General features: G+C 71.7%; 19 protein-coding genes. 13 read left to right on the plus strand and 6 right to left on the minus strand.

The window, feature by feature from the left end:
• Window positions 1-34: 34 nt before the first annotated feature.
• From AC07A4_RS28375 to AC07A4_RS28395, 5 genes are all read left to right on the plus strand, one after another.
• Window positions 35-466, plus strand: coding sequence for a hypothetical protein (locus tag AC07A4_RS28375; RefSeq protein WP_478603726.1), 432 nt, complete (start codon window positions 35-37; stop codon window positions 464-466).
• Between the two features lie 15 nt (window positions 467-481).
• Window positions 482-2,779, plus strand: a complete 2,298-nt coding sequence (locus tag AC07A4_RS28380; protein ID WP_478603728.1) for a DUF6571 family protein — start codon at window positions 482-484, stop codon at window positions 2,777-2,779.
• Between the two features lie 29 nt (window positions 2,780-2,808).
• Window positions 2,809-3,423 carry a hypothetical protein gene (locus AC07A4_RS28385; RefSeq protein ID WP_478603731.1) on the plus strand — a complete coding sequence of 205 codons (615 nt, stop codon included), beginning with the start codon at window positions 2,809-2,811 and terminating at the stop codon, window positions 3,421-3,423.
• Window positions 3,424-3,852: 429 nt separating this feature from the next.
• Complete coding sequence (locus AC07A4_RS28390) at window positions 3,853-4,473, plus strand: hypothetical protein (RefSeq protein ID WP_478603733.1); 621 nt, start codon at window positions 3,853-3,855, stop codon at window positions 4,471-4,473.
• Window positions 4,474-4,589: 116 nt separating this feature from the next.
• Window positions 4,590-4,898 (plus strand): DUF397 domain-containing protein, encoded by a 309-nt coding sequence (locus AC07A4_RS28395; protein ID WP_478603735.1) that lies wholly within the window; start codon window positions 4,590-4,592, stop codon window positions 4,896-4,898.
• A gap of 82 nt (window positions 4,899-4,980) precedes the next feature.
• On the opposite strand, the gene AC07A4_RS28400 is transcribed toward AC07A4_RS28395, so the two are convergent.
• The 4 genes from AC07A4_RS28400 to eccB all read right to left on the minus strand — a co-directional run bounded on the left by AC07A4_RS28400 (window position 4,981) and on the right by eccB (window position 9,043).
• Window positions 4,981-5,289: a WXG100 family type VII secretion target gene (locus AC07A4_RS28400; protein WP_478603738.1), complete on the minus strand. Its 309-nt coding sequence runs from the start codon at window positions 5,287-5,289 to the stop codon at window positions 4,981-4,983.
• A gap of 54 nt (window positions 5,290-5,343) precedes the next feature.
• Window positions 5,344-5,676, minus strand: coding sequence for a WXG100 family type VII secretion target (locus tag AC07A4_RS28405; protein ID WP_478603740.1), 333 nt, complete (start codon window positions 5,674-5,676; stop codon window positions 5,344-5,346).
• Between the two features lie 452 nt (window positions 5,677-6,128).
• Window positions 6,129-7,316, minus strand: coding sequence for a type VII secretion-associated serine protease mycosin (gene mycP, locus AC07A4_RS28410; protein WP_478603742.1), 1,188 nt, complete (start codon window positions 7,314-7,316; stop codon window positions 6,129-6,131).
• Window positions 7,317-7,513: 197 nt separating this feature from the next.
• Window positions 7,514-9,043 carry a type VII secretion protein EccB gene (eccB, locus tag AC07A4_RS28415; RefSeq protein ID WP_478603744.1) on the minus strand — a complete coding sequence of 510 codons (1,530 nt, stop codon included), beginning with the start codon at window positions 9,041-9,043 and terminating at the stop codon, window positions 7,514-7,516.
• A 170-nt stretch (window positions 9,044-9,213) separates the two neighbouring features.
• Between eccB and eccE the strand changes: the two genes are divergently transcribed.
• The 8 genes from eccE (at window position 9,214) to AC07A4_RS28455 (ending at window position 21,228) form a co-directional block, all read left to right on the plus strand.
• Complete coding sequence (gene eccE, locus AC07A4_RS28420; RefSeq protein WP_478603746.1) at window positions 9,214-10,551, plus strand: type VII secretion protein EccE; 1,338 nt, start codon at window positions 9,214-9,216, stop codon at window positions 10,549-10,551.
• Window positions 10,548-11,312, plus strand: coding sequence for a hypothetical protein (locus AC07A4_RS28425; protein ID WP_478603749.1), 765 nt, complete (start codon window positions 10,548-10,550; stop codon window positions 11,310-11,312). The genes eccE and AC07A4_RS28425 overlap by 4 nt, the downstream gene beginning before the upstream one ends.
• A gap of 366 nt (window positions 11,313-11,678) precedes the next feature.
• Complete coding sequence (locus AC07A4_RS28430) at window positions 11,679-14,705, plus strand: SCO5717 family growth-regulating ATPase (protein ID WP_478603751.1); 3,027 nt, start codon at window positions 11,679-11,681, stop codon at window positions 14,703-14,705.
• Between the two features lie 360 nt (window positions 14,706-15,065).
• Complete coding sequence (locus tag AC07A4_RS28435) at window positions 15,066-17,042, plus strand: ABC transporter substrate-binding protein (RefSeq protein ID WP_478603753.1); 1,977 nt, start codon at window positions 15,066-15,068, stop codon at window positions 17,040-17,042.
• A gap of 32 nt (window positions 17,043-17,074) precedes the next feature.
• Window positions 17,075-18,169: an ABC transporter permease gene (locus tag AC07A4_RS28440; RefSeq protein ID WP_478603755.1), complete on the plus strand. Its 1,095-nt coding sequence runs from the start codon at window positions 17,075-17,077 to the stop codon at window positions 18,167-18,169.
• Window positions 18,166-19,086 (plus strand): ABC transporter permease, encoded by a 921-nt coding sequence (locus AC07A4_RS28445; protein ID WP_478603758.1) that lies wholly within the window; start codon window positions 18,166-18,168, stop codon window positions 19,084-19,086. The genes AC07A4_RS28440 and AC07A4_RS28445 overlap by 4 nt, the downstream gene beginning before the upstream one ends.
• Entirely contained in the window at window positions 19,083-20,108 is a 1,026-nt protein-coding gene (locus AC07A4_RS28450) for an ABC transporter ATP-binding protein (RefSeq protein ID WP_478603760.1), read from the plus strand. The genes AC07A4_RS28445 and AC07A4_RS28450 overlap by 4 nt, the downstream gene beginning before the upstream one ends.
• A gap of 61 nt (window positions 20,109-20,169) precedes the next feature.
• Window positions 20,170-21,228, plus strand: coding sequence for an ABC transporter ATP-binding protein (locus AC07A4_RS28455; RefSeq protein WP_478603762.1), 1,059 nt, complete (start codon window positions 20,170-20,172; stop codon window positions 21,226-21,228).
• A gap of 3 nt (window positions 21,229-21,231) precedes the next feature.
• Here AC07A4_RS28455 and AC07A4_RS28460 read toward each other — a convergent pair whose 3' ends face one another.
• Both AC07A4_RS28460 and AC07A4_RS28465 read right to left on the minus strand, forming a co-directional pair.
• A complete protein-coding gene (locus tag AC07A4_RS28460; protein WP_478603764.1) occupies window positions 21,232-22,191 on the minus strand; it encodes a bifunctional riboflavin kinase/FAD synthetase in 960 nt (319 codons plus the stop codon).
• Window positions 22,192-22,313: 122 nt separating this feature from the next.
• The gene (locus AC07A4_RS28465; protein ID WP_478603766.1) at window positions 22,314-26,894 is read right to left on the minus strand and encodes a hypothetical protein; all 4,581 of its coding nucleotides are present in this window, start codon (window positions 26,892-26,894) and stop codon (window positions 22,314-22,316) included.
• Window positions 26,895-26,938 lie beyond the last annotated feature (44 nt).

Raw genomic sequence — 26,938 nt, forward strand, 5'->3', positions numbered from 1 at the left:
CCTGTACATCGTCGATCGAGTTGAGCGGGGGGCCATGTCGTTCGAGGAAGAGTGGGGCAAAGCCAGGAACTCCGCGGCCGAACACCACACGGCGCAGACGCGGTTGAATCAGGTCTCCGGAGAGGGCGGCAAGGGCAAGGGGGCCCATGACCTCGTCGTCCGCCGTGATGATCTGGGGCGAATCGGAAACGACGCCTACAAACTGATCGACGGGCTGCAGAGGAAGGGCAATCTCGCCCGGGGCAGCACGTTCAGCGCGGCGACCGCGTTGACGAACAAGAGCTTCCGTACCGGCTCGGCTCTGCTCACCGTGCACGACACCTGGAACTCTCAGTTGCGGACCCTTCTGGACGCGTGCGCCAACATCTCCAACCATCTGGACTACTCGAAGGCCGCGCACGCCAAGGACGAGGACGACATCATCACCGCGATGAGTGCCTCCCGGATCAGCAAGTACTTCAGGTGAGAGGCGTCACTGAGCATGCCCGACTTCCAAGACATCTATGACGCGCCGGTCGCGCAGATGAAGGCCGCGATCGACGACTGGCGGGATGTGGTCGACGGTTTGGTGGACCTTCACGCGAGCGCCGAGAGCGGAATGCTGGCCAAGTCGGAGAAGGCCGACTGGGAGGGCGTCAACTCGGACGTCACCAAGCCGTTCATCAAGAAGACGACCGCAGAGTTCAATGATGCCGCGCAGGCCGCCAAGGGGATCGCTGACATCCTCAATGAGGGATACCTGTCGGTCAAGACAGCCAAGGAAGCGCTCCGGGAAATCGTCGACGTCGAGGCGCCTGGAAAGCGCCTCAAGGTGGATCACAACGGCAAGGTCACTGCCGTGCACTCCCTTGAGGATGACGTGTCGGCCCAGCACGACACCGATCGTGGCGCGTACGCGCGGGCTCTGAGCAAGCAACGCGCTGATATCGCGGACACGCAGAAGCGCATCAACCGCATCGTCGAGGAGTGCAGGCACGACGACGAGTGGACCGCCCGCACCCTCGAGGCGAACATCACGAAGAACAAGCACAACTTCAGCAAGCCGAAGCACCGGATGATCGACGACGCCGAAGTCGCGCGTGCGGTTGAGCTCACCAGGATCGTCACGGGTGAGGGCGGAACCGCCCGGCATCTGAAGGAGCTCCGGGAACTGCGGGATCTCCTGCACATCAACGCCAGGGATCCTGAATTCTCCACCGACTACTACCGGCGTCTCGGTCCCCAAGGAGCACTCGACATCTACGCGACGATGTCCTTGGACGCCACCAGCCTCGGAGCTCCCGGGCAGGACCGGGCGAACCTGGTCCACGGAATCCAGACCGACATGGGCAACATGCTCGGCACGGCGACGCGTGCACCCGGCGGCCTGGACCACGCGTGGACCACACAGTTGATGAAGGTCGGCCACCAGCAGATCGACGTTCCCAACACGCGGCCAGGGACGAAGATCTACGGCTACCAGGCACTGGGGGCACTTATTAGGAATGGCAAGTACGACACGGAATTTCTCACGTCTGTAGCGCGCGACATGACCGCCATGGACAAGAAGGATCCAGGCATCTGGACAGAGAGCATCCCTAACGATCCGGGAGTTTCCCTCAACCTCGACGAGAAGGGCGGAAGAGGGTTCAACCCGATCACCGGGATGCTAGAGGCGATGACTCATAATCCGAATGCGGCAACATCGTTCTTCAATGAACCAGTACGCGAGGATAGCGACAACGACGGCATCGTCACCAAGTCCGACCGATTCGTTAGCGGCCAGCACGGTGAGCCGCAGGGCACGGTGGACTATTTCCTTGACAAAGGAATCCTGGAAGATCTGAGTGACACCAAGTCCGGCGCCGGAAATGAATCGACTCCCACCCTCAATGCAATCGGCAACGCTCTTGAAGTTGCCGTCACGCACCGACCTCCAGGGGATTTGGACGCTCCCCCGGTGAGGCACACAGAGGAAATGGCCAATGTGATGGAACGCGTAGTATCAAAGATCGGAGAGGACCCTACTCTTGTCGCCGCCAAGCCGGGAGACCCTCCTGGCAGCCTTTCAGGCCTCAGCAGAAATTTTGGCGACATGGCTGCCGAGTACATGCCCGACTTGCAAGCTTCCGCAGAAAACGGAGCGGGCTTGATCAAGCCGTTCGGCCATCAAGCCGAGTTCCCCAAGGCAGACATGGCCCGCTTCCTAGGGGCTGTAGGGCAGGATCCGGACTCGTACGGATCCATCAGCAACGCACAGCAGGCATACACCACTGCACTTGTGCGTGACGTATTAACGCACCCTCAAAAACATCCGGACATGGGTGAGTCAGTGCGCAACGCGGTACACCCTGGGGGTGAGATTGCCGGCATGATGACCGAAGCTCGAGCTCAAGCGATTCATGACCGGCAAGCATACGAGGATGAGCGGTACAACAAGGCAGTCGAAGATCAAGCGAAATGGACAAATCGCATAATCACTGCCGCAGGAGCGAAGTACATTGAGATGTTTCCAGTTGGCGGCGACATCGCGCAGTGGCTTCAGGAGGATGTCACGGAGTCCGTGGTCGAGGGCGCCAAGCAAGACACGACAGATCAGGCGCGAAGGGAGACAGCAACCGGGTACGCAAACGCCGAGAAGGCAACGAAAGATTCGGCACAAAATGCCGTGGCAGCAGCAGCAAAAGGAACAGGGATCGATCCCGACCTTATCGCGGCATACAAGGGTTCCGCGTCAACGGAAACAGCTACAGCACATTCGATCGGCCGGGATCTGGTAGCCAGCTCCAAACCTAGGTAACTGAGTCCACACATCGCTACAGGAGCGAAGTGAAGTCACGCACGAAGATGAGACTTGGCCCAACTGTCCCAGTCGTAGCTTTCATCGCAGGAGCCCTTACAATCTCCGGCTGCAGCGACGCGTCGAATAGGAATAATTCCAACGTCAAACTCCCCAAGAGGGTGTGCTGGAATGCATTCAAGGGAGAGGAAGTTGCAAACCTTTTACCGAAAGGAGAAGGGGAGACTACCGTAGATGAAGATCCTGAATTCGATCTCTACAAGTCCAAGCAGAGCACATCATGTCTAGTTTATTTCAACGGGAACACAAAATTCTCTGCGAGCGCAAGCCGAAAAGCTCAGTCGCCTAAGGAAATCGACTGGAGCGCTTGGGCCAAGACTAATCCCTCATCAATCAGCGCGGGAGATAGAGGGATCGCCTGGTCCACCAAATTCAGCAGTGGGACAGCGGCCTACTTCACGTGCGAGCGCCCATCCTCCCTGCCTTCCACAGAGACCCGTTGGCCGAACTCCTACAAATATATCGAGTTGGAGCTAAGGGCTTCCGAACCAGCGAAGCCAAAGGCGGCCCGCAAGAGAATATCTTCACTTATGGATGATTTCGTAAGATTCTCCAAGCGTGAGCTGAAGTGTAAAGTTCAATAACGCTCTCCCATTCAAGGGTGCCGCCACATCCGGAGACGACCAGCAGCTTCGCGATCTCGCATCGCCGAGGAACAACGCGCGACCTCGGGGCAGTCGGCTTCTCACCGGTCCAGTCCCCGTGGGAGAGCGACTGCGTTGCGCGCTTCAGGCTGTGCGCGATGATCACTCTCTGGCGGGAGCTGTAAACAGCCCCCCTGGCGTCGCACATTTGGTCTTACCCTTGGGACGCATCGGGTACGTTGCGTGGCATGTCCATACCGCCGGAGCAGCAGCCTCCGAATCCGTATCAGCAGAATCCTTATGTTCAGCAGCCTCCGGGGGTGCCGCCTGGGGGGGTATCCGCCGGTGCAGTCGCCGGTGGGGTTTGGGCCGCCTGGGGTGCCGGTGGAGCGGAAGGGGGCGGGGTGGCTTTGGGGGCTGGGGGGTGTCGTGGTCGCTTCCGCGGTGTGGGCCGGGCTGGTGTTCGGGGCCGGGGTCGCCAAGGGCGGGGACGATGCCGAGGCTGATCTCGCCGGGTACAACTTCCAGAAGAACCTCTGTGACGCCGTCACCATTGAGGCCTTCAAGGAGCGTTACGAACCGCGGGACACCAGCGATCCGACCACGCACTACGCGTCCCGGCAGGAGGGGCTCGACTCCGGCAACTGCACGTGGAGCCTCAAGGACAAGAACGCCGGTGCGAGCGACTACAGCAGCGTCTATCTGTACAGCACCGCGCAGTGGCACAAGAAGAGCAACCCCGAGGGGGAGTTCGCCTCCCTGTACAAGGGCTTCGAGGACCGCTCGGAGAAGACGTACGGGTACGAGACGAAGGCGGTCAGCGGTCTCGGCGACGAGGCGTACCTGGTCACCGAGCGGCGGGAGACGAGCAGTTCCAAGGAGCTCTCCAGCATGACGCTCGGCGTGCGGGACGGGTGGTTCACGTACGAGATGCGGTGGAGCTGGTACGGCGGCACCTCGACCAGCGGCGTCAAGCCGCCCTCGGACCAGGACGCCGAGGAGATGATCACGTCCGACACCCGGGACGCCCTCGCCGCGCTCAAGAAGTAGGGGCGCGCGCCGCGTGACGACTCCATGGTTACTTCGCCGTTGCTCTCCGCGTACGTCGAGGTCCAAGTAGGGTGGCGGCACAGTTCGTTCGTACGTCGGGAAGGGGCCGTTCCACCATGGCCGAGGCACAGGACGAGGAAGTCAGGGCGCGCAAGGAGCGCGAGAAGAACGAGCTCTACGCCCTGGATATCTCGGGGGCCGAATGGCACAGCGCGCCCGGCACCGAGGCACACGAGGAGCGCGTGGAGATCGCCTATCTGCCCGAGGGCGCGGTGGCCATGCGGTCGTCCCTGGAGCCGGAGACGGTGCTGCGGTACACCGAGGCCGAGTGGCGCGCGTTCGTCCTCGGGGCGCGTGACGGGGAGTTCGACCTGGAGCCCGCGCCGGGTCGGCGCGGTGCGCCTTCGGCCGACCCGATGGAGTGATGTCGTCGGCTGGGAGTGCGAGAGGGGTGGGCGCGGATTGTTCCGCGTCCACCCCTCTCGCCATCCGGCTACGAGAACGTGCCTACGACAGCATGCGGAAGCGGTACGCGTTGCCCTTGTCCGTGTCCTGGTAGCCGACGACCGACTGGTCCAGGAGCTGGGCGATGCGGCCGAGCTTCTCCGTCAGGCCGGCCATCTCCGTGGCGCTCTTGCGCTGGATCTCGCCGTACGCCGCCTTCGCCTCGCCCTCCCAGGTGTCGGCGACGCGCTTGACCTCCCGCATCAGTTCCTCCAGGCCCGTGGACATGTCGTGAGCGTTCCTCCTCACGTCGGCCGCGGCCTGGGTCACCGTGTCGTAGTTGACCGCTGTGCGGTCGAAGTTGACTGACATGTTCGGCGCTCCTCAGCTGCTGCTGCGCACAGCGTGGACGGCCCGAGCGTGGGCTCAGGCGTGGTTGACGATGCTGCTGGTGACCGTGTACGAGTTGTCGACTTTCCGGATCTCGGAGATGCGCTCCTGCTCGTGGCCGTCGAAGCCCTTGACGCTCATGCGCATCACCTCCTCCAGGTCGACGAGGTTGTCCTGGAGCTTCTTCAGGTGCTGGTTCACGCCGCGCTGCATGACGTCGAACTCCTTGCCCGCCGCGCCCTGCCAGCCCGCCTGGATGGTGTCCACGACGGTGTTGAGCGAGGTGACCTTCTTGCTCACATCCATATGGAAGTTGCGGATCCGCTCAGCCAGTTTCGTCAGGTCGTCACTGCTGTAATCGACGCTCATCGCCTTGCCCTCCTCTGGTGCGACGGCGGAACGCGCCGCCGTCGTGATCTGCTCCGGGACAATGCCGTGGCAGTCGGCGGGCAAGAGCTGCGCCTTCACGTGTGCCACGCGCTTCGCAGGCTCGTGCCGCCCCCGTGCACCCCCGTGCACATCTCTCTCGTGATGCCGTTCATCACTCTAGTCACTCGGTCATGGGTGTCCAACTGCAAAGGGCATACAGGTCAGTTGGTATCGGGGTGGTTCCCGCAGGGGTGGATTCGACGGCTGGAAAGGTGTGCGGTTCCAGCCAGTTGGCCGTGGTTCGCGTTGAGTGGGTCGAGTGCGTCGTCCGCGTACGAGGGCGTGGGGACGGGCTGGTTGTCGGATGCGGGAGCGAATTCGGGGGCGGTGAGGGGTGGGTGGGTGAGGGCCTGAGGATTCGGCCGGAAATCGTGCTCCCGGCCCCACCCCGCTCACGCTCCCCCACCACCCCGCTGGCCCCGGCGGCGGCGCAGGTCGCGGAGGACCACCGCTGTGCCCGTGATGACGGCGACGAGGACCGCCGCGACGCCCATGACGTACGTCGCACGGCGTTCGGTGCGCTCCTGGGAGGTCTCGGCCAGGGAGAACGCGGCCGTGTCGGGCGCCGGGGGCTTCGTCAGGCCGGGGTCGGGGGTCGGGGACGACGCCGGGTGGGCGGTGTCGGACTCCGTGACGGCGCGGACGGGGTCGATCACGCCCCACCCGATGAAGTCGTCGTGGCCGTTGATGGGCCGTTCCGCGGTCTGCTCGATCCGGGTGACGATCTGGGCGGGCGTCCAGCCGGGGTGTTTGGCCTTGAGGAGGGCGGCGACGGCGGCGACGTACGGGGCCGAGAAGCTCGTGCCGTTGTCGGCGCAGTGTCCACCGCCCGGGACGGTGGAGACGACGTCGACGCCGGGGGCGGCGACGCCGACGAAGGGGCCCGCCTGGGAGAAGGCGGCGCGTTCGTTGTTGCGGTCGGAGGACGCCACGGCGAGGACGCCGTCGAAGGCCGCGGGGTAGGTCTTCTTGACCTTGCCGTCGAGGCCGTCGTTGCCCGCCGACGCGACCACCACGACGTCGGCGGCGAGCGCGTCCCGTACCGCCTCGGCGAGTCTGGAGGTGGCCGACAGGGGCTTGGTCGTGTCCTGGGAGATGTTGATGACCTGGGCGCCTTTGGCGACCGCGTGGTCGATGGCCTGCGCCATGGTGTCCGAGTTCCCGCTGTTCTCCGCGTCGTTCTGGCGGATCGGGATGATGGTCGCCTTCGGGGCGAGGCCCACGAAGCCCGTGCCCTTGCGGGGGCGCGCGGCGATGATGCCCGCGACCTTGGTGCCGTGGCCCACCTGGTCGTCGGTGGGGTCCGCGCCCTTGCCCTTGGTGAGGAAGTCACGGCCCGCGCGGTCGGCGACCGCGTCGGCGAGCTGGGGATTCTTGTCGTCGACGCCCGTGTCGATGACGGCGACCCGCACGCCCTGGCCCTGGTTGCCGTCCTGCCAGAGCTCGTCCAGGAGGACCCGCTGCAGCGGCCAGGGGCGGCCCTTGACCGGAGTGGCCGGGAACTCGCAGGTGCCGCTGCCGTCGCGGTACGTGCGGACGGGGGGCGTCGGTACGCCCTCGACCGTCGCCGTCGCCGGCATGGCTCCCCCGAGCGCGAGTACCAGTACCAGTACCAGTACCAGTACAGGCGCGACGGCAGAACCAGGCGCGCGCACCCCCCTCAGCGCGGCCCCACGCGCCAACACCCCCCTCACACGCCCCCCACGCATCCACGACCGCTCCCCCACGTCACCCCTCCCCTTCCGTCCGTCGGCCCGCGCCTCGCCCCGTACGCCGGTCATGAACCCTGCGGCTGCCGGGCGCTGTTGGTCGCCAGGCGTGGCCCCTTGGCGAGGAACTCGGACCAGGCCAGCGGGACCGTGGCGGGGCGGACCTTCTCGTAGCCGAGCTTGACCTGCGCCTCGCTGGGCTCGGGGCTTCCGTCCTGGGTCCGGCGCTGTTTGTCGGCGCCGATGTCCGACCTCTTCGCGTCGCTGTCGCCGTTCATCTGCACCGCGTACCGCAGTCCCGTGTCGGTGACCAGGAAGAGCTGGCCCGTCGCGGACTGCCTGCCGCGCACCTGCTTGTAGAGCAGGCCCGTTCCGGGGGTGACGTGGGTGCTGGTGCCGCCGTTGGTGATCTCGACGGGGTACGTCCGGCCCGCCCATGTGCTCAGTGTGGTGTCGCCGCGGCGGCTGACGTCGCGCAGGACGCTGCACACCGTGTCACGGCCGCCGCCCTCGCGCGCCGACGCGTTGACCTGCGTGGCGCGCCGCTCGGGCCACGCGCGGGGCTGCCCTGCGAAGGGGCTGCCGTCGGCGGGGAAGTCCTGGAGGCCCACGGTGCGGGCGCTGCCGTTCATGTTCAGGCGGGCGGTCTCCGGGGAGTTGATCAGCAGCCAGGCGGTGAACTCGCTGATGGGCTGCGCCCTCCCGGGCATGACGACGTAGTGCTGTGTGCCCTCGCCCGTCTGTGCCCGAAGGACCATGCCGACCTTGTTCTCCTCCTCGGACAGCTCCCCCTCGACGCCCGCGGGGGCGCCGACGTCCCGGGGCAGGCGCGGGAAGCGGATCGGGCTGCCCTGGTGGAGGGTGGCCAGCCAGTCCTTCGTGACGAGCTGCGGCTCGCGCTTGCCCACGAGCGTCTCGGTCAGGTCGTCGTCCTCACTGCCGGTGACGCGGTACGCGGTGCCGCCCGCGTCGACCAGATAGCGGGCGCCGACGCGCGTCCTGACGTACAAGACCTCGCCGTTCTCGAGGCGTTTGCGGCCGTCCGTCAGCTGCGCCTCGCGGTCGGCCAGGACGAAGGTGGCCTTCTGGACGGTCCTTCCCTTGCCCCCGGGCTGCTCGCAGACGGCCCAGCGCTTGGCCTTGCCCGCCTCGTCGGTGGACGGCAGCCGGTCCGGGGCGTAGGGGATGCCGAGGATGGGGCCGCGCGGGGGCTCGCCCGCGTCCAGGATGTCGTCGCTGACCTGGATGACCTTGTAGTCCGAGCCGTTCATCAACAGCCGCGCGGAGGCCAGGTTGAGCACGGGGTGCAGCCGGGACTTGGCGCCGGTCTTGAGGACCACGTACCGCGTGGTCGACTGCTTGCCCACGATCACCCGGGCGCCCGGCTCGTCCCAGCCCTTGGGCGCCTTGGGCTTGAACATCCCCCAGGCGCCGAACACCACGAGGATCAGCAGGCCCACGATCACGCTCGGCAGGAACGCCCGCAGCGGCCGCGGGGCGCCCTCCTCCGAGCCGGTCGGCGACGGCTGGAGAAACGCCGCCAGCGTGCGCTTCTTCGCGAAGGTGTACGCGTTGAGCTCGTCCCGGCGTGAAGCCATCGGCGTCCGCATCTCCCCCGTGTCGCGTCCGGGGCTCCCGCCCCGCTCTGATTGTCAGACCCGGCCTCTACTATGCATGTTGAGTGATCGCCTGTGCGCGAGGGGTAGGGTGCCCGCGTGCTCAACTGTCCTGCCAGCAGGGTGGTTTACGAGGAGACGGGGGGTTTGGCATGGCGGCTGTGCGTACGCGGGGCGGGGCCGGGCGGGGCGGGCCCGGGCGGGTGCCGAGCACGCCGACACGTCAGCGGGGCGCGGTGTCCGGGCGTGCGACGGGACCGGCCGCCTCCGGTTCCGCGCAGTTCAGGACACGTGGCGGAAAGCATGGCTCGTTTCGGTTGCAACAGCTCGTACTGATCGAGCTCGCGGCCGCCCTGCCGCTGGCCGCGTGGGTGTGGAACGACCTGCTCCTCGTCCCGGCCGCGCTGCTCGGCGCCGCGCTGTTCCTCCTCGCGGTCGTACGGCGCAGAGGCCGCCCCCTGCTCGAATGGCTGGGCACGCGGCGTGCGCTGCGCGCGCGTCAGCGCCTCGCGTCGAGCACCCCGGTGCCGCCGGGGACGGAACCGGGGCTCGCCCCGGCCGTCGAGTGCGACCCCGCCCTGCGCACGGACGCGTACAGCGGCCGGGACCGGCGCGACGTCGGCCTGGTGGGTGACGGGACGTTCGTAACGGCGGTGGTGCAGGTCGAGTCGGAGATGACATGCCTGCGCGCGGAGCGGGAGCAGCGCCCGCTCCCCCTGAAGCTGGTGCGGGACGCCCTGGAGGTGGACGGCGTCCGCCTGGAGTCCGCCCAAGTCGTCGTGCACACACAGCCCGCGCCCGCCCTGCACCTGCCGCAGCAGTCGGTGGCCGTCAGCAACTACGCGCCGTTGCAGGCCCAGACCGGCGCGCCCGCCGTGCGCATCACCTGGATCGCGCTGAAGCTGGACCCCGAGCTGTGCCCGGAGGCCGTGGCCGCGCGCGGGGGCGGCGCCGCCGGGGCGCGCAAGTGCGTGGTGCGCGCCGCCGACCACCTGGCGAGCAGACTCACCGGAGCGGGCTTCCGCGCCACCTTGCTGAACGAGGACGAACTGGTCGCGGCCCTCGCCACCTCCGCCTGCGCCAACCCGCTCGTCACCGCGGAGGCCGGGCGGGCCGAGCTGCCCGAGCGGCGCACCGAGGAGTCGGCGCGGTTCTGGCGCTGCGACAACCGGCGGCACACGACGTACTGGGTGCGGCGGTGGCCGCCGCTCGGGGGCGGCGGGCCCTCGCTGCCGCAGCTGGTCGCCGTGCTCACCGCCGTGCCCGCCCTGGCCACCACGTTCAGCCTGACGCTGCGGCGCGGCGGGCAGCGGGAGGACTCCGTGTCCGGGCACCTGCGCGTGACGGGCCGCAGCGACGCGGAACTCGTCACCGCGCGCGGGGCGTTGGAGCAGGTGGCCCGGCAGTGGCGGACGGGTCTCGCCCGGCTCGACCGCGAGCAGCTGCCCGGGCTGCTCGCCACGCTGCCGCTGGGGGGTGCCCGCGGATGACCACGACGCCCACGCCTCCGGAGGCGCCCGACGCCGCCTTGGCCGCGCGGCTGCGCGCGCGGGTGCGCTCCGGGTTCGGCCTGGTCGGGCCCCGGCACCCGCGGCACGTGCTGTCCGCCGAGGCCCTCGAAGGGCTCGCGCTGCCGATGGGGGACGACGGGGTCGTCATAGGCGTGGACGGGAGCGACCGGCCAGCCGTCCTCGGGCTCAACCGGCCGACGGCGTACGACATCCTGCTCATCGGCGGCCTGTGGACGGCGCAGGTGATCGCGCTGCGGGCCGCCGCCACGGGTGCCCGGGTCGCGGTGGAGACCGGCCGGGCCGCGTCCTGGGCGCGCCTCGTCGAGGCGCTCGGCGCCGGTCAGAGCGGGCTGAGCGTGCACGACGTGGGGCGGGTGCCGCCGCAGGGCGCTTCGGCGGGCAACCCGGTCCTCGTGGTGCGGGACTGCGGGATGCGGCCGCCTCGCGGTCGCGTGGTGTCCGGGCCCTGGCAGTCCGTCCTGACGCTGCTTCCGTACTTGAGCCCGGTGGCACCCCGGTTGGTGCGGCAGGCACGGCTCGTGGGAGTGCAGCGCGTCTCGCCGGACGAGGCCGCGCGGCTCGGCCGCTCGCTCGGTCTCTCCGGTCAGGACGTGGAGGCCCTGCCGACGCTCGCGGACGGGGTGACGCTGTGGTGCGCCGAGCGCGACCGGCAGTACGTGGTGACGCGGGCGACGGACGCCGAGACCGGTCTCCTTGGCGCCGCGCGGCGGATGGACTGAGCACCCACGCGCGCGGTCGGGATCAGGTGGCGGTTCGGTGGCGGTTCGGGCGTGGGGTGCGCACGGCTCAAGGGTGGCCCGAGCGTGGGGATTTACCGGGTTTGGCGATAGCTGACCGGTTTGCTCCTCGTGGTGAGGGACCGCTGTCCGGCGCTGAGTGAGACATGGCGTGAAGGAGGCCGATCGCGGGACCTACTGGCCTGCCGTGCTGGTGCTGTTGGTGATTAGGCTGGGACGGGGCGCGACGCCAGAACCCGCGAGTGGGGTGTGCGCGTCCGCCACACGGGGAGAGCCAGGCGGATCGGACGACAGGAACGGTCGCCCCCCACCACGGCACGAGCGTGCTCGAGCACACCAGGAGGCATTGTGAACAGCGATCGGGACAAGATCCGGGGCGGCTGGGACACACCCGTCGACGATCAGTCCGACGCGGAGTCCGCTGCCGAGACGACGGGCGAGTTCACCATCGACTACGCCCCGCCCGCCTGGTACACGCAGAACGCCTCCGGGAGCGCCGACGCCGCGGGCTCCGCTGGGGCTGGGGGCTCCGCTGGGGCTGCGGGCTCCGCTGGGGCTGCGGGCTCCGCTGGTGCGGCTGGTGCAGTTAGTGCGACTGGTGCTGCCGGTGTTGTGGAGGGGACGGACGAGCTGGGGGGTTCGGGCGAGGCCGGGGCCGGTGCCGAGGCCGAGGCGGCGGAATCTGCCGGTTTGGTCGGGGGTACTGGCTCCTCCGCCGCCGGTACGAGTGGTGCGCCTGTCGCGAGTACGGGGACGCCCCTCGCCACCGTGCCGAAGCTGCCGGTGGGGAGCGGCTTCCAGCCGGACTGGTCGGCGCCGCCGCCTCCCACGGGGCAGCCGCTGACCCCGCCGCCCGCGCCGGTCGCGCCGCCCGCCTCCGAAGGGGGCGACCTGGAGAGCGGTGCCACCATGCGGTTCTCGCCCGCTGCCCTGCGGCGGGAGGTGGCCGAGCGTGAAGGCGAGGCCGAGGCTTCGGTGGGTGAGGCGGGGCCTGAGGGTGCGTCTGTGTCCTCGTCCGCGTCCTCGTCCGCGTCCTCGTCCGCGTCCTCGTCGTCGGCTGCGGCTGCGTCTGATGCCGGTGATGGCTCGGGTTCCGGGGCCGGGTCCGGTGCGGGGAGCGCCGCCGAGGAAGCGGGCGTCGACGCGGCCGTGAGCGCCGAGGGTGCCGACTCCGTTGACCGTACTGACGGGGACGAGGCGCCGCAGGGCGCGGCTGTGGATGCCGATGCCGGGGTCGTCGCCGCTTCAGCCGAGCCCGCGCCCGCCGCCGACGACGCCGTACCGGCCGCCGGAGACGCCGTGCCCACCGAGCCCCCGGCCGCACCCGTGGCCACTGACGCCGCACCCGTCATCGCCGACGCCGTGCCCGCCCCGGCCCCCGCCCCCGATGCCGCCCCCGTCGATGACGTACAGGGCTCCGTGCCGCCCGCGTGGACCCCGCCGCCCGCGCCCCAAGGCGGGCTGCCGCCACTGCCGCCCGCCTTCCAGCCCGCCGCGCCCACGGCCGCGCCGCAGTGGCCCGCGCCTCCTCAGGTCGCGCCCGGCGGGGAGGCACAGCCGCCCGCACAGCCGCCCGCGCAGCCGCAGGCCCCGGCGCCCGCGTCGCAGGCCTTGGCCGCGCCCACCGGCCCCGCGCAGCCGCCCGCGACGGCCCCGGTGCCGCCCGCCGCACCCCAGAGCGGCTACGGCTTCCCGGCGCAGGGAGCCCCGGCCACGGCCGACCCCGCCGCATCTCAGGGCGCCCACGGCTTCCCGCCGCCGCCCGCGCCGGGCGCCCCCGCGCCGGTGACCAGCTACGGCCTCCCGGCCCCGGCGATCCCCGTACCGGCGCCGACCGATCCCTCCGCGCCCCAGCCCCCGGCCGCCGCGACCGGCACCCCCGCGCCAGGCGCGGGCTACGGCTTCCCCGCGCCGGAAGCCCCGGCTCCGGGCAACGCCGCCATGCCCCAGGGCACCTACGGCTACCCCACACCCGGGGCTCCCGTGCCAGCCCCCGCCAACTCCCCTGAGCAGCAGGCTGGTTACGGCTTCCCGCAGGCCCCCGGCGCACCGCCCGCGCCCCAGCAGGGGCAGGCGCACGCTCCCCTCCCGGCCCAGCAGCCGCAGGCCCCGCAGCCGCTGCCGCCCGCGCAGCCGCTGCCCGAGGCGCAGCCGCCGGTCGACCCGCGCGCCGGTGCCGGGTGGCCCCAGGCCGTGCGGCACGACCAGCGCGAGCGGACCCACCCGGGCGCGCAGCTCGGGTACACCGCGGCCGTGGAGCTCTCCTCCGACCGGCTGCTCAACAACAAGAAGCAGAAGACGAAGAGCGGCAGGCCCGTGGGCGGGTCGCGGTTCCGGTTCGGCGGGAAGAAGGAGGAGGCCGAGCGCCAGCGCAAGCTGGAGCTCATCCGCACCCCGGTCCTCTCCTGCTACCGCATCGCCGTCATCAGCCTCAAGGGCGGCGTCGGCAAGACGACCACGACGACCGCCCTTGGCTCCACCCTCGCCAGCGAGCGGCAGGACAAGATCCTCGCGATCGACGCCAACCCGGACGCCGGTACGCTCGGGCGGCGCGTCCGGCGCGAGACCGGGGCCACCATCCGCGACCTCGTCCAGGCGATCCCGTACCTCAACTCGTACATGGACATCCGGCGCTTCACCTCGCAGGCGCCGTCCGGTCTGGAGATCATCGCGAACGACGTCGACCCGGCGGTGTCCACGACGTTCAACGACGAGGACTACCGGCGCGCGATCGACGTCCTCGGGAAGCAGTACCCGATCATCCTCACGGACTCGGGCACGGGTCTGCTGTACAGCGCGATGCGCGGGGTGCTCGACCTCGCCGACCAGCTGATCATCATCTCGACGCCGTCCGTGGACGGGGCCAGCAGCGCGTCCACGACGCTGGACTGGCTGTCCGCGCACGGGTACGCGGATCTGGTGCGGCGGTCCCTCACCGTGATCTCCGGCGTGCGCGAGACCGGGAAGATGATCAAGGTCGAGGACATCGTGTCGCACTTCGAGACGCGGTGCCGGGGCGTGGTGGTCGTTCCCTTCGACGAGCACCTCGCCGCGGGCGCGGAGGTCAATCTCGACATGATGCGGCCCAAGGTGCGGGAGGCGTACTTCACGCTGGCCGCGATGGTGGCGGAGGACTTCACGCGGGCGCAGCAGGCGCAGGGGCTGTGGACGTCCGACGGGAATCCGCCGCCGCGGGTGGCTCCGCCTATGCCAGGGGCGGGGGCGGGGGCGGGGGCGCCGTACTCGCAGCCGGGGGCTCCGCAGGGGTGGCAGCCGGGGGTTCCGCCGCAGGCGGGGGCTCCCTACCCGCCGGTCGCGCCCGGGCAGCCCGGCCCTGTGCCGCCGCAGGCCCCGGAAGCCCCGCCCCAGCAGTAGCCCTCCCCCTTCGCCTGGGCCCGTACCCCCGCCGGTGCGGGCCCTTGGTGTATCCCCACCCGGCGGCTTCGGGCTGTGCCCACCCGTTCCGCCCTCTGGGCGGACCAGCTGCCCACAGCAAGAACCAGGGAGCGGAACGCCCCGCAGGTGAGGCCGCCCCCGCCCCCGGCGTCACGCGCTGGCCTGGGGGGCGGCAGAGGTCTTGACCAATGCGGATGAAATCCCGGTCAACTCGTTATTTCCGCAGGCCACATGGGGTTCACCGGCCGTTGACGCGTGCAGACTGGCGCTGGTAGACACACAGCATCCAGCTGGCACTCCCTTGATCGACGAGCCGCGATGACGCGAGGTCACCGAGCCATGGACACAAGAGATCAGCACGGCAGCACCAGCAGCAACAACGGCAGAAGCAACGACGGAAGCAACGGCAGAACCAGCAGCGGTCCCTCCGCGCCCCCCACCTCCGCCGCGCCCCCCACCCGCGCCGCGCGCCCCGCGCGGCCCCGCCCCCGTCGCCGTTCCCGGCTCGCCGTCGCGGGCGGCGCCCTCGCCGCGCTCGGCCTCACCGCCGCTCTCGCGACCCCGCTCAACCCCGCGCCCGGGGAGGCCCAGGCCAAGGGTGACGGCAAGAAGACCCTGACCGTCGCCGTGGCGCAGAGCGTCGACTCGCTCAGCCCGTTCCTGGCCCAGCGGCTGCTCAGCACCAGCATCCACCGGCTGACGTACGAGTACCTCACGAACTACGACCCCAAGGACAACCACACGGTCCCGGGGTTCGCCGAGAAATGGGAGGCCTCGCCCGACAAGCTGACCTGGACGTACACCATCCGCTCCGACTCGACGTGGTCGGACGGGAAGAAGGCGACCGCCGCGGACGCCGCCTGGACGTTCAACAAGATCATGTCGAAGGAGGGGACGGCCACCGCCAACTCGAACTTCGTCACCAACTTCAAGAAGGTGACGGCGCCCTCCCCCACCCAGCTCGTCATCGAGCTGAAGAAGCCGCAGTCGACGATGGCGGCGCTCGACGTGCCGATCGTCCCCCAGCACGTCTGGGAGAAGGTCGACGACATCTCCAAGTTCAACAACGACGAGGACTTCCCCGTCGTCGGGAACGGTCCCTTCGTCCTCAGCGACTTCAAGGTCGACCAGTTCGTGAAGCTGCGGGCCAACAAGAAGTTCTGGCGCGGGCCGGCGAAATTCGACGAGCTGGTCTTCAAGACGTACAAGGACCAGGACGCGGCCGTCGCCGCCCTGAAGAAGGGCGAGGTCTCCTTCGTCGCCGGACAGCCCGCGCTGACGCCCGCGCAGGCCAATGGCCTCAAGGGCGAGCCGGACGTCAAGGTGAACAACGGCCCGGGCCGCCGCTTCTTCGCCCTGGCCACCAACCCCGGGGCGCGGACCCTGGACGGCGAGAAGTTCGGCGACGGCCACCCGGCGCTGCTCGACAAGCGGGTGCGCCAGGCGCTGTTCCTCTCCGTGGACCGCGAGACGATCGTCGACAAGGTCTTCCAGGGCAACGCCGTGGAGGGCGCCGGATACATTCCGCCGCGCTTCTCCGACTACGCCTGGCAGCCCTCCGCGAGCCAGAAGCTGGCGTACGACCCGAAGCGGGCCGCGAAGCTCCTCGACGCGGCGGGATACAAGAAGAACGGCGACGGCAAGCGCGTCGGCAAGAACGGCAAGCCGCTGAACCTGCGCATCCTGTGCCACGCCACCGACCCGAACGACAAGGCCGTCGGGAAGTATCTGAAGGAGTGGTGGGGCGACCTCGGCATCGGGCTGAAGGTGAACTGCCTGGACGACGTCTCCGTGCCCTGGTACGCCGGTGAGTACGACCTCGCCTTCGACGGCTGGTCGGTGAACCCCGACCCCGACTTCGTCCTCGGCATCCACACCTGCGCCGCGCTCCCCGAGAAGGCCAAGGAGAGCGCCGCCACCGACAACTTCATCTGCGACAAGAAGTTCGACGAGCTGTACGACAAGCAGCTCGCCGAGTACGACCCGGACAAGCGAGCCGCGCTCGTCAAACAGATGCAGTCGTGGCTGTACGACTCCGGCTATATGAACGTCCTCGCGTACCCGAACGCCGTCGAGGCCTACCGCACCGACCAGATCAAGTCCATCAGCACCATGCCGACGGCCGCGGGCAACATTTACGGCCAGGACGGCTATTGGAGTTGGTGGTCGGCGGTACCGGCGAGTGGAAACGGCAGTTCCGATGAGGGCGGCTCGACCGGTGTCATCATCGGTATCGCCGTCGCCGCGGTGGTGCTCGCGGGCGGCGGAGTCCTGATCGCACTGCGCCGCCGCTCGACGGCGGAGGACCGTGAGTAGCGGATGACGAATCACAACACCGCGAGCGGCACATGACCGCGGCGAACAGCGACCCGGCGGCGATCCTCGCCGCCGAGGCCGAGGCGAAGGCCCCCGGCGGACCTGCCGAGCAGGCAGGACCGCGGGGCCCCGGCCCCCGGGCGCACGGCGGCGCCGCCTATCTGAAGTACGTCGGCGGCAAGGTCGCGGGCGCGCTCGTCTCGATGTTCGCCGTGCTCGTCACGAGCTTCTTCCTGTTCCGGCTCATCCCGGGCGACCCGGTGAAGCAGATGACGGGCGGGCGTCGCGTCTCCAGCGAGCAACTGGCCGCCATGCGAGCCGAGTTCGGCCTGGACGACCCGGTGTGGAAGCAGTTCACGGACTACTGCGGCAACGTCCTGACCGGGGACTTCGGCACCTCGTACCAGTTCCACACGCCCGTCATGGACAAGATCACGGATGCCATCGGACCGACGCTGTGGCTCACCGGGACGGCCTACGTCCTCTACACCGTCATCGGCATCTGGCTGGGCACCCGCACGGCGTGGCGCAACGGCCGCATCGGCGACCGCTTCCACACCGGGCTCGCCCTGACGCTGTACTCGGTGCCGTCGTTCTGGCTCGGGCTGCTGCTCATCATCACCTTCTCGGTGGGGGCGGGGCCGCTGCCAGGGCTCTTCCCGACGGGCGGCATGGAGAGCGGTGACGAGAGCGGCTTCGGTTACGTCGTCGACGTGGCGCACCACATGGTCCTGCCGGTGGTGACGCTCGTCGCCGTCGGCTACGCGCAGACCCTCCTCGTGATGCGGTCCTCGCTGCTCGACGAGATGGGCAGCGACTATCTGACGACCGCGCGCGCCAAGGGCCTGCGGGACGATCTGGTGCGCCGTCGGCACGCCGTGCCGAACGCGCTGCTGCCGACGGTCACGCTGATGTTCGTGAACCTGGGCACGGTCGTCGCGGGCGCGATCCTGGTGGAGACCGTGTTCTCCTGGCCGGGGCTCGGCAGCCTCTTCTACCAGGCCCTCAGCGTGCCCGACCTGCCGCTCGTGCAGGGCCTGTTCTTCGTCTTCGCCACCGCGGTGATCCTCATGAACACCATCGCCGACGTGGTCTATCCGCTGCTCGACCCGAGGGTGGGCCGATGACGACCGACACCGCCGCCGCGCCCGCCCCCAACCCGCGGGCGCTCGCCTGGACCCGCAGACGGCACTCCGCGGCCCGGTTCTGGCGCGCGTTCCGCACCCACCGGGCCGGGCTCCTCGGCCTCGCCGTGCTCGTCCTGATCTCCCTCGCGGCGGTGTGCGCGCCGCTGCTCGTCGGCTCGGACGCGGACAGCGTCACCCGGGCGCCGGGCGAGGCCATGGAGTCCCCGAGCTCGGAGTTCCCGCTCGGCACCGACCAGTTCGGCCGCGACCTGCTGGCGCTCCTTGTGTACGGGGCGCGGATCTCGCTGACCATCGGGCTGCTCGCCGCGTTCCTGTCCGTCGCGATCGGCACGGTCGTGGGCATCACGGCGGGGCACTACCGCGGCTGGTACGGGACGGTCATGATGCGCGTCACGGACTGGTTCCTGGTGATGCCCACGCTGGTGCTCGCGATCGCCCTGGCCGTCGTGATGTCCGGCTCCCTGAGCACCATCATCCTGGCCATCGGCGTGACGACCTGGCCGACGACGGCGCGCCTGGTGCGCGCCCAGACCCTGGCCGTGGAGTCCCGCCCGTACATCGAGCGGGCCCGGGCCCTCGGCGGCGGGCACACCCACATCATGCTCCGCCACGTGCTGCCCAACGTCATGCCCCTGGTGCTCGCGCAGACGACCCTCGTCATCTCCAGCGCCATCCTCACCGAGGCCACGCTCGCCTTCCTCGGCCTCGGCGACCCGACCGCGGTCTCCTGGGGCGGCCTCCTGCAGGACGCCCGTGAGGCGGGCGCGGTCAGCGCGGGCGACTGGTGGTACCTGGCGCCGCCCGGCATCGCCATCGCCGTCGTCGCCCTCGCGTTCACGCTGTGCGGGCGGGCCGTGGAGTCCGTGCTCAACCCCAGGCTGGGAGTGACCCGTTGACCGCCGAGAACGCCCTCGCCGGGCCCCCGCTGCTCGACGTCAGGAACCTCGAAGTGACGTACGCGTCCGGGGCCGCCGCCGTCCGCGGGGTCGACCTCGCCGTGGGCGCCGGGCAGAAGCTGGGCGTCGCGGGCGAGTCCGGCTGCGGCAAGTCCACGCTGGCCCTCGCGCTGCTGCGGCTGCTGCCCGCGGGGACGCGGGTGAGCGGCGAGGTCCTGCTGGACGGCGAGGACGTGCTCACCATGAAGTGGGGGCGGGTGCGCGCCGTGCGCTGGGCGGGCGCGTCCGTGGTCTTCCAGGGCGCCATGCACTCGCTGAACGCGGTGCACCGCATCAGCGACCAGATCGCCGAGCCGATCCTGCTGCACAAGAAGGCGACACCGGCGGCCGCCAGGAAGCGGGCCCGCGAGCTCCTGGAGCACGTGGGCCTGCCCGGCGCCCGCGGGGACGCGTACCCGCACGAGCTGTCCGGCGGCCAGCGCCAGCGCGTGATGATCGCCATGGCGCTCGCCTGCGACCCGCGCCTGATCATCGCCGACGAGCCGACGACCGCGCTCGACGTGATGATCCAGGCGCAGATCCTGCGCCTGATCGAGCGGCTCGTCGCCGAGCAGGACCTGGGCCTGATCATGATCAGTCACGATCTGGCGGTCCTGTCCGACACCTGCGACCGGCTCGCGGTGATGTACGCGGGCCGCGTCGTCGAACAGGGCCCGGCCCGGGAGGTGTACGAGCGGGCGCGGCACCCCTACGGCAAGGCCCTGTCGGCGGCGTTCCCGCGCATCGGGGACCCGGCCTCGCGGTTCGCGCCGCGCGGGCTGCCCGGCGACCCGCCGGACCCCTCGGCGCTGCCGTCCGGCTGCACCTTCCACCCGCGCTGCCCGGTGGCCATCGACAGCTGCGCCGGGGACGACCAGCACCTGCGCCCGGCGGGCCAGGACCACCACGCGGCCTGCGTCCACGTGGCCGGTCAGCTCCCCGCCCAGCAGGCCTCGGCCCCCGCGGTGGAAGGCGCGCCGTGACCGGGCCGCGGGCCGCGAACCGAGCCGACGACACCGCCCCCCGGGCCGCGAGGAGACGCGCATGACCACCGAATCCACCGTGACGTCACCCCCGCCGCCGCCCACGGGGGCGGCGCCGCTGCTCGCGGCCGAGGGCCTGCACATCGCCTTCCCCGGCCGCCACGGCGGGGACCCGGCGCGGGCCGTGGACGGCGTGGACCTGGCCATCGAGGCGGGCGAGATCGTCGCCCTCGTCGGCGAGTCCGGCTGCGGCAAGACGACGCTCGCGCGCTCCCTGCTCGGCCTGGTGCCGCCCACCTCAGGCCGGGTGACGTTCGGCGGCGAACCCCTGAGCTACAAGGGCCGCGCCCTGAAGGCGTACCGCAAGCGGGTGCAGCTCGTGCTCCAGGACCCGAGCGGTTCGCTCAACCCGCGGCACACGGTGTACGACGCCGTGGCCGAGGGCCTGCGCATCCACCGGTACGGCGGGAACGAGCGGGAGGCCGTCGCCGAGGCCCTGTCGCGGGCGGGCCTGCGCCCGCCGGAGCGGTTCTTCCTGCGCTACCCGCACGAGCTGTCCGGCGGCCAGCGCCAGCGCGTGGTCATCGCGGGCGCGCTGGTCCTCGAACCCGAACTCATCGTCGCGGACGAGCCGGTGGCCTCGCTCGACGCGTCGGTGCGCGGCGAGATCCTGGCGCTGCTGCTGCGGCTGCGGGACGAGCTCGGCCTGTCCGCGCTCGTCGTGACCCACGACCTGGGCCTGGCCTGGAACATCGCCGACCGCGTGGCCGTGATGTACCTGGGCCGCATCGTGGAGACCGGCGCGGTGGAGGAGGTCCTGACGGCGCCTCAGCACCCGTACACCCAGGCCCTCCTTTCGGTCCTGCCGGAGGCCGGGGGCGATCCCGTGGTCCTCACCGGCGAGCCCCCGGACCCTTCACGCGTACCGGCGGGCTGCCGCTTCCATGTGCGCTGCCAGGTCCTGGCCGCGGGCGAGGCGGAGCGCGCCGGAGTGGCGCGGGACTGCCGCACGAAGGACCTGCCGGTGCTCTCGGGCGGCGGGGCCTCGCAGGTGGCGTGCCACTGGGCGGCGAGGACTCAAGCCCGTCCGGCGTTCGAGGACGAGCCCGAAGGGCGCTAGACGTCAGCCACGGCCGGCGTCGAAGTCCTCGACCAGGGCCCGCGCCTGCTTCACGTCGTCGCCGATGGCGACGAGCAGCGCGTCGATGGACTCGAACTTCGCCTGGCCGCGCACGAAGGCCAGGAAGTCCACGGCCACGTGCAGCCCGTACAGATCGAGGCCGACGCGGTCGATGGCGTAGGCCTCGACCGTGCGCTCGGTGCCGTCGAACTGCGGGTTGGTGCCCACGGAGATCGCCGCGGGCATGGCCTCGCCCTGGGCGTGCAGCCAGCCCGCGTACACGCCGTCGGCGGGGATCGCGGTGTGCGGCAGCGTCTCGACGTTGGCCGTGGGGAAGCCGAGCTCGCGGCCGCGCTGGGCGCCGCGCACGACCACGCCCTCCACGCGGTGCGGGCGGCCGAGGATCTCGCGGGCGCCCGCGAGGTCGCCCTCGGCGATGAGGCGCCGGGTGAGCGTGGAGGAGAACGGCTCGCCGCCGCCCGCCGCGCCGCTCACGTACAGGTCGACGACCTCGACGTCGTAGTCGTACGTCTCACCGAGCTCGGCCAGGACCTCGACGTTGCCCGCGGCGCGGTGGCCGAAGCGGAAGTTGGGGCCTTCGACGACGGCCTTGGCGTGCAGCTTGTCGACGAGGACCTTCACCACGAAGTCGGCGGGCGACAGCTTGGAGAACTCCGTCGTGAACGGCAGGATCAGGACGGCGTCCACGCCGAGGTCCGCCATCAGCTCGGCGCGCCGGTGGTGCGGGGCGAGCAGCGGCGGGTGGCTGCCGGGGCGGACGACCTCGCTGGGGTGCGGGTCGAAGGTGACGACGACGCAGGGGACGCCGAGTTCGCGGGCGCGCTCGACGGCGCGGCCGATGATCAGCTGATGGCCGCGGTGCACACCGTCGTAGGAACCGATGGTGACGACGCTGCGCCCCCAGTCCTGGGGAATGTCCTCCAAGCCACGCCAGCGCTGCACTTTTTTCGCTCCTCGCCGAACCCGTGTATGTCCCGTACGTGTGTACGTTCCCTTGCCGATTGCGCAGGTCTAAGACTGCCATGCCGACAGGATGTCGCCCGCATCGGCCGGGGTGGCGGAGCTCACGCCGACACCGCCACCGCGCCCGCGACGCCCTCGATGGTGCGGCGGGCGCTCGGGCCGACGAGCGCCGCCCAGTCGCCGGGGGCCTCGGCCATCCAACGGGCGAGCCGCACGGCGAAGTCCGGCGCGGCGCGGGCCAGCGCCACCAGGGTGCGGTCGTAGCGCGTGGCGCCCTCGGGGGTGCGGCCGAGGAGCAGCCCGGCGCGGCGCACCAGGTTCCGGTCCCGCTCGGCCCCGCCGCCGCGGCCGCCGACCGCGCGAAGGACGGCCTCCACGACCCGCGGCTCGTCCTCCTCGGTGAGCAGCAGGTCGAGGAGTTCGGCGCGCAGGGGCCGCGAGGGCGGGCTGCCGGGCGCGGTGAGCACGGGCGCGAGGGCGAGCCGCACGTCCGCGTCACCGGTGTGCAGCAGCGCCCCGACCAGCGGGAACAGCACGGCCCGCACGCCCGGGCCCTGGTCGAGCAGCAGACCGACGTACGCGGCGGCCGCCCCCGCGGCTTCCGGACACTGCTCCACGTGGTCAAGGACGAGGGCGGCGACCTTGCGGGCCAGGCCGGGCGCGGTCACGTCGGCGAGGTCCCGCAGCAGGTCCCCGGCCGCGGCGTCCGGGCCGCACAGCCGGGCGCGGAAGGCGGCGAGTACGGGCTCGGGGTGCGTGGTCAGGGCGGTGGCGAGGGCGCTCGCCGGCAGCCAGGGGGCGCCCGCGGCGAACAGCTTCAGGGCGGTGGGCAGATAGCGGGCCCGGGTCTGCGGATCGCGGACGAGCAGGGCGAGGGCGGCGCCGTGCAGGGAGTCGTCGCCGGGGCGGGCGAGCAGGGCGTGCGCGGCGTAGCGCAGCAGGGCGCGGTCGGCGTCGCCCCGGGCGTGCGGGGCGGTGCGCAGGCCCCAGACCACGGCGGCGACGCGGCGGGCGGCGCGGTCGTCGTGCGCCCAGCGGTCGACGGCGCGGCACACCGCGGACGGCTCATCCTCGGCGAGGGCGCCGAGGAGTTCGTCGGCGCGGGAGTGGGCGCTGTCGGCGAGGGCCTCGGTGAGGTCGTCGATGGCGCGGTGGCGGTGGGTGTGGAGCAGGGCCTGGGCGGCGGAGGCGACGGTGGCGTGCGGCGTCGACCGCAGCGGGCTGCCGTCGGCGAACCAGCGGGTGAGGTGGCGCTGCACGGCCCCGGGGTCGGCGGCGAGGCGCTCGGCCACGGCGTCCAGGGCGCGGCCGGGGGTGCCGGGCGGGTCGTCGTGGGCCACGACGGTACGCAGCAGGTCGTACCGTTCCGCCTCTGGCAGCGGCAGGGCCAGCCAGAACGCGGGCGCGAACCGGCGCCGCGCGGCGAGCGGTTGGAGCACGCGCAGATAGGGCCGCGCGTCCCGAACCCGCAGCAGGACACCCCCGAGCAGGTGCCGGGCCCACCAACGCGCGTCTCCGAGGGCATCGGGCTGTCCGGTGGCGCCGGTGGCGCCACTGGCGCCTGCGCATCCGGTGCCTGCGGCGTGCCCGGTGCATCCGGTGCATCCGGCGCACCCGGCGCACCCGGCGCCCGCAGCGTGTCCAGTGCATCCGGCGCGCCCGGCGGCTCCGGCGGCTCCAGCACATCCGGAGCCTGCGGCGCGCCCAGCGTCACCGGCGCACCTGGCGCCATCGACACATCCGGCGCTTTCACCGCCTCCGGCCCATCCGGTACCCACGGCGCTCTTGGCGTCGACCGCACATCCGATGCCTGCGGCGTGTCCAGTACATCCGGCGCCTGCAGCGCGCCCCACGTCACCAGCGCACCCGACGCCATCGACACACCCGGCGCATCCACCACCTCCAGCACATCCAGTACCCACGGCGCTCCTGGCATCTCCCGCACATCCGATGCCCGCAGCGCGCCCGGCGCCTCCAACACATCCGGAGCCCGCAGCGCACCCCGCGTCACCAGCGCACCTAGCGCCATCGGCACATCCGGCGCTTCCACCGCCTCCGGCCCATCCGGTACCTGCGGCGCCTCCGGCGCCTTCCGCACATCCGGTGTCTCCGGCACACCCGGCGTCACCAGCGCACTTGGTGCCATCGGCACACCCGGCGCATCCCGCGCCACCCGCGCCACCGCCACTTCGGGCGCCCGCAGCGCCCCCGGCTTCACCAGCCCCATCAGCACACCCAGCGCCTCTCGCGCCACCGGCGCCTGCGGCACATCCGGCCTGCCCGGCACCACCGGCACCGGCGCCTGCGGCACATCCGGCCCGTCCGGCACCACCGGCACCACCGGCACCACCGTCTGCGGCACAACCGGCCCCTCCCGCGTCACCGGCCCATCCGGCACCCCCGGAGCCTCCCGTGCATCCGGCACCACCGGCGCACCCGGTGCATCCGGCAGCGCCTCCCGTACGTCCAGTGCCTCCAGCACGCCCGGCGCATCCGGCGTCCCCGGCGGCCCCAGCGCACCCAGCGCGCTCAGTCCACCCAGCGCGCCCAGCACACCCAGCACCACGGACTCCCCCCATGCACCCACCACACCCCGCAAATCCAGCTCCCCCAGCCGCCGCCACCGCCTGGTTCTCCAAGGCGTCGAGCGCCCCCGCGAGCCGCTCCAGGCACTCCGCGAGTTCCTCCGGGCCCCGTTGCCGTTCGAGCAGGAGAAGGGCCTGGAGTACGGGGCCGACGCGGTGTCGGGGGACCGGCAGGGAGTGGGCGGGGGGCGCGGTGTGGAGAAAGCGGTAGACCAGGGACGCGAGCGCGCCCTCGACGTCCAGGTGGGTGCCCTGGATCCAGTCGGCGAGTTCCTCGTGGGCGAAGCGGTATCCGGCGCCCGCGGGCACGAGGACGCCCTCGGCGAGGACGGCGGAGGCCCATCCGGCGCAGCCGTCGCCGCCCGGCAGCGCGCCCCACGGGAACACCTCCTCGAACGCGGCCCGGTCCAGCTCGCCCTGTCCTGGCCCGAGGCACCGCCGGGCCGCCTCGTGGATCTGTCCGGCGGCCTTCGCCGCGAGCCGCCGCACGGCGGTGCCGCGCAGCCCCTTCGCCGCCGCGAGCCGCACGGCGACGCGCAGGCTCATCAGGTCCAGATACGCGGCGAGGACCTCCTCGCGGTCCGGCCGCCCCGGGGGCGCGCCGGGCAGCGCGGCCCGCACCTCGCCGAGCAGGCGCAGCGCGAGGGGGTGGCGCGCGTCGGCGGCGGCGAGCGCGGCGTCCGGGATGCCGTACCGCTCGCGGGCCCGGCGGGCCTCGTCGGGCGAAAGATCGCCGAGGCGCACGCAGCCCGGCAGCGCGTCCCCGAAGGCGTCGCCGCCGGGCCCTTCCGCTCCCCCGGTGTGCAGCAGGGCGGCAGGGAAGTGGCCCCCCGCCTGTTCCCAGTACTCCGCGCGGCAGGCGACGACGAGCCGCGCGCCGGTGTCCCGCAGCCACCCGGCCGTGCCCGTGCTCCACTCGGCGAGCCGGTGGGCGAGCACGGGCGGCATCTCCTCAGGGCCGTCGAGCAGGAGCAGCAGCGGCCGCCCCGCGTCCCGGACGAGCCGGGCGACGCGCCCCGCCGAGACGTCCCCGAGCCCGCCGCCCGCCGTGGCGGCCGCGTCCGAGGCGGCGAGGATGCGCGCGGCCCGCTCCAGGGCGCGGGCCACGGCGTCGCCCACGGAGGTGTCCGCGTCCCGCAGGTCGGCGCCGCGCAGCCACAGCGTGGGCGCGGGCTCGGCGCCCTTGGCGCGGCGGGCGGCGAGCGCGGCGAGCTCGGTGGTGCGGCCGGTGCCGGGGTCGCCGACGAGGCCGAGGACGCGCGCGGGCCCGTCGGCGAAGGCGGCCAGCTCCCGCCCGACGGCGGGGCGTTCGACCGGCTCGGTGCGGGGCGCGTCCGGGCCGTCGGAGCCCGTGGAGGTGGCCGTCAGCTGGAGCGCGCCCGCCAGGTTCAGATCGGGTCCGTACGCGGGCACGGTGGCCGCGTTGTGGGCGAGGAGCGCGGCGAGCGGGCCGCCGGGGTCGGCGGCGGCCGCGTCGCGCAGCGGCACCGCGAAGCCCGCGGCGCGGTGCGGGGCGTGCACGGCGGTGGCGAGGACGGCGAGCACGGCGCCGGAGGCGGAGTCGAGGACGGGGCCGCCCGCGGCGCCGCCGCCAAGCCGCAGCGCGTCGGCGCCGTCGGTGCCGATGGCCAGCTCCATGGCGGCGTCCAGGACGTGGAAGCGGTCGGTCGCCGCGTACGTCACGGAGGAGGAGTCCAGGACCCGCGCCTGCCGCCACCCTCCGGCGGCGATCCGTACGTACGAGCCGACCGGCACGGTCTCGCGCGGGGTGACGGGCAGCGGCCTGAGCCCGAGGCCCTCGGTGCGCACCAGCGCGAGGCCGGACTCCGCGAGGGCCACCACGGCGTCGGCGGCCACGACGCAGGTGCGCTCGTCGGCGGCGTGCAGGACGACGCGGGCGAGGCCGTCGACCGTCTCGTGGCTGGTGATCACGGTGCCGAGCTCGTCGGCGGCGAAGCCGGTGCCGCGGGGGCGTCCGGCCAGGTCGCAGATCCGCACCAGGGACCACACCGGCTCCCGCCAGCCGTCCGGGGCGCTCGCCCTCGTGCCGCGGCCCCGGCCCCCGCCGCCCCGGGCACGCGGGCCCCGTCCCGCCATGCTCGAACCTCCCCGCCCGCTCACCCGACCCCCGTCCTTCGACC

It is taken from the genome of Streptomyces sp. NPDC043996 (assembly GCF_056435225.1).

Excerpts from the sequence above, each read along its gene's own strand:
- AC07A4_RS28400 (WP_478603738.1), bottom strand. The coding sequence starts at position 5,289 with ATGTCAGTCAACTTCGACCGCACAGCGGTCAACTACGACACGGTGACC.
- AC07A4_RS28375 (WP_478603726.1), top strand. The coding sequence starts at position 35 with ATGTCGTTCGAGGAAGAGTGGGGCAAAGCCAGGAACTCCGCGGCCGAA.
- mycP (WP_478603742.1), bottom strand. The coding sequence starts at position 7,316 with ATGCCGGCGACGGCGACGGTCGAGGGCGTACCGACGCCCCCCGTCCGC.
- eccE (WP_478603746.1), top strand. The coding sequence starts at position 9,214 with ATGGCGGCTGTGCGTACGCGGGGCGGGGCCGGGCGGGGCGGGCCCGGG.
- AC07A4_RS28440 (WP_478603755.1), top strand. The coding sequence starts at position 17,075 with ATGACCGCGGCGAACAGCGACCCGGCGGCGATCCTCGCCGCCGAGGCC.
- eccB (WP_478603744.1), bottom strand. The coding sequence starts at position 9,043 with ATGGCTTCACGCCGGGACGAGCTCAACGCGTACACCTTCGCGAAGAAG.
- AC07A4_RS28405 (WP_478603740.1), bottom strand. The coding sequence starts at position 5,676 with ATGAGCGTCGATTACAGCAGTGACGACCTGACGAAACTGGCTGAGCGG.
- AC07A4_RS28455 (WP_478603762.1), top strand. The coding sequence starts at position 20,170 with ATGACCACCGAATCCACCGTGACGTCACCCCCGCCGCCGCCCACGGGG.
- AC07A4_RS28445 (WP_478603758.1), top strand. The coding sequence starts at position 18,166 with ATGACGACCGACACCGCCGCCGCGCCCGCCCCCAACCCGCGGGCGCTC.
- AC07A4_RS28380 (WP_478603728.1), top strand. The coding sequence starts at position 482 with ATGCCCGACTTCCAAGACATCTATGACGCGCCGGTCGCGCAGATGAAG.
- AC07A4_RS28465 (WP_478603766.1), bottom strand. The coding sequence starts at position 26,894 with ATGGCGGGACGGGGCCCGCGTGCCCGGGGCGGCGGGGGCCGGGGCCGC.
- AC07A4_RS28425 (WP_478603749.1), top strand. The coding sequence starts at position 10,548 with ATGACCACGACGCCCACGCCTCCGGAGGCGCCCGACGCCGCCTTGGCC.
- AC07A4_RS28435 (WP_478603753.1), top strand. The coding sequence starts at position 15,066 with ATGGACACAAGAGATCAGCACGGCAGCACCAGCAGCAACAACGGCAGA.
- AC07A4_RS28395 (WP_478603735.1), top strand. The coding sequence starts at position 4,590 with ATGGCCGAGGCACAGGACGAGGAAGTCAGGGCGCGCAAGGAGCGCGAG.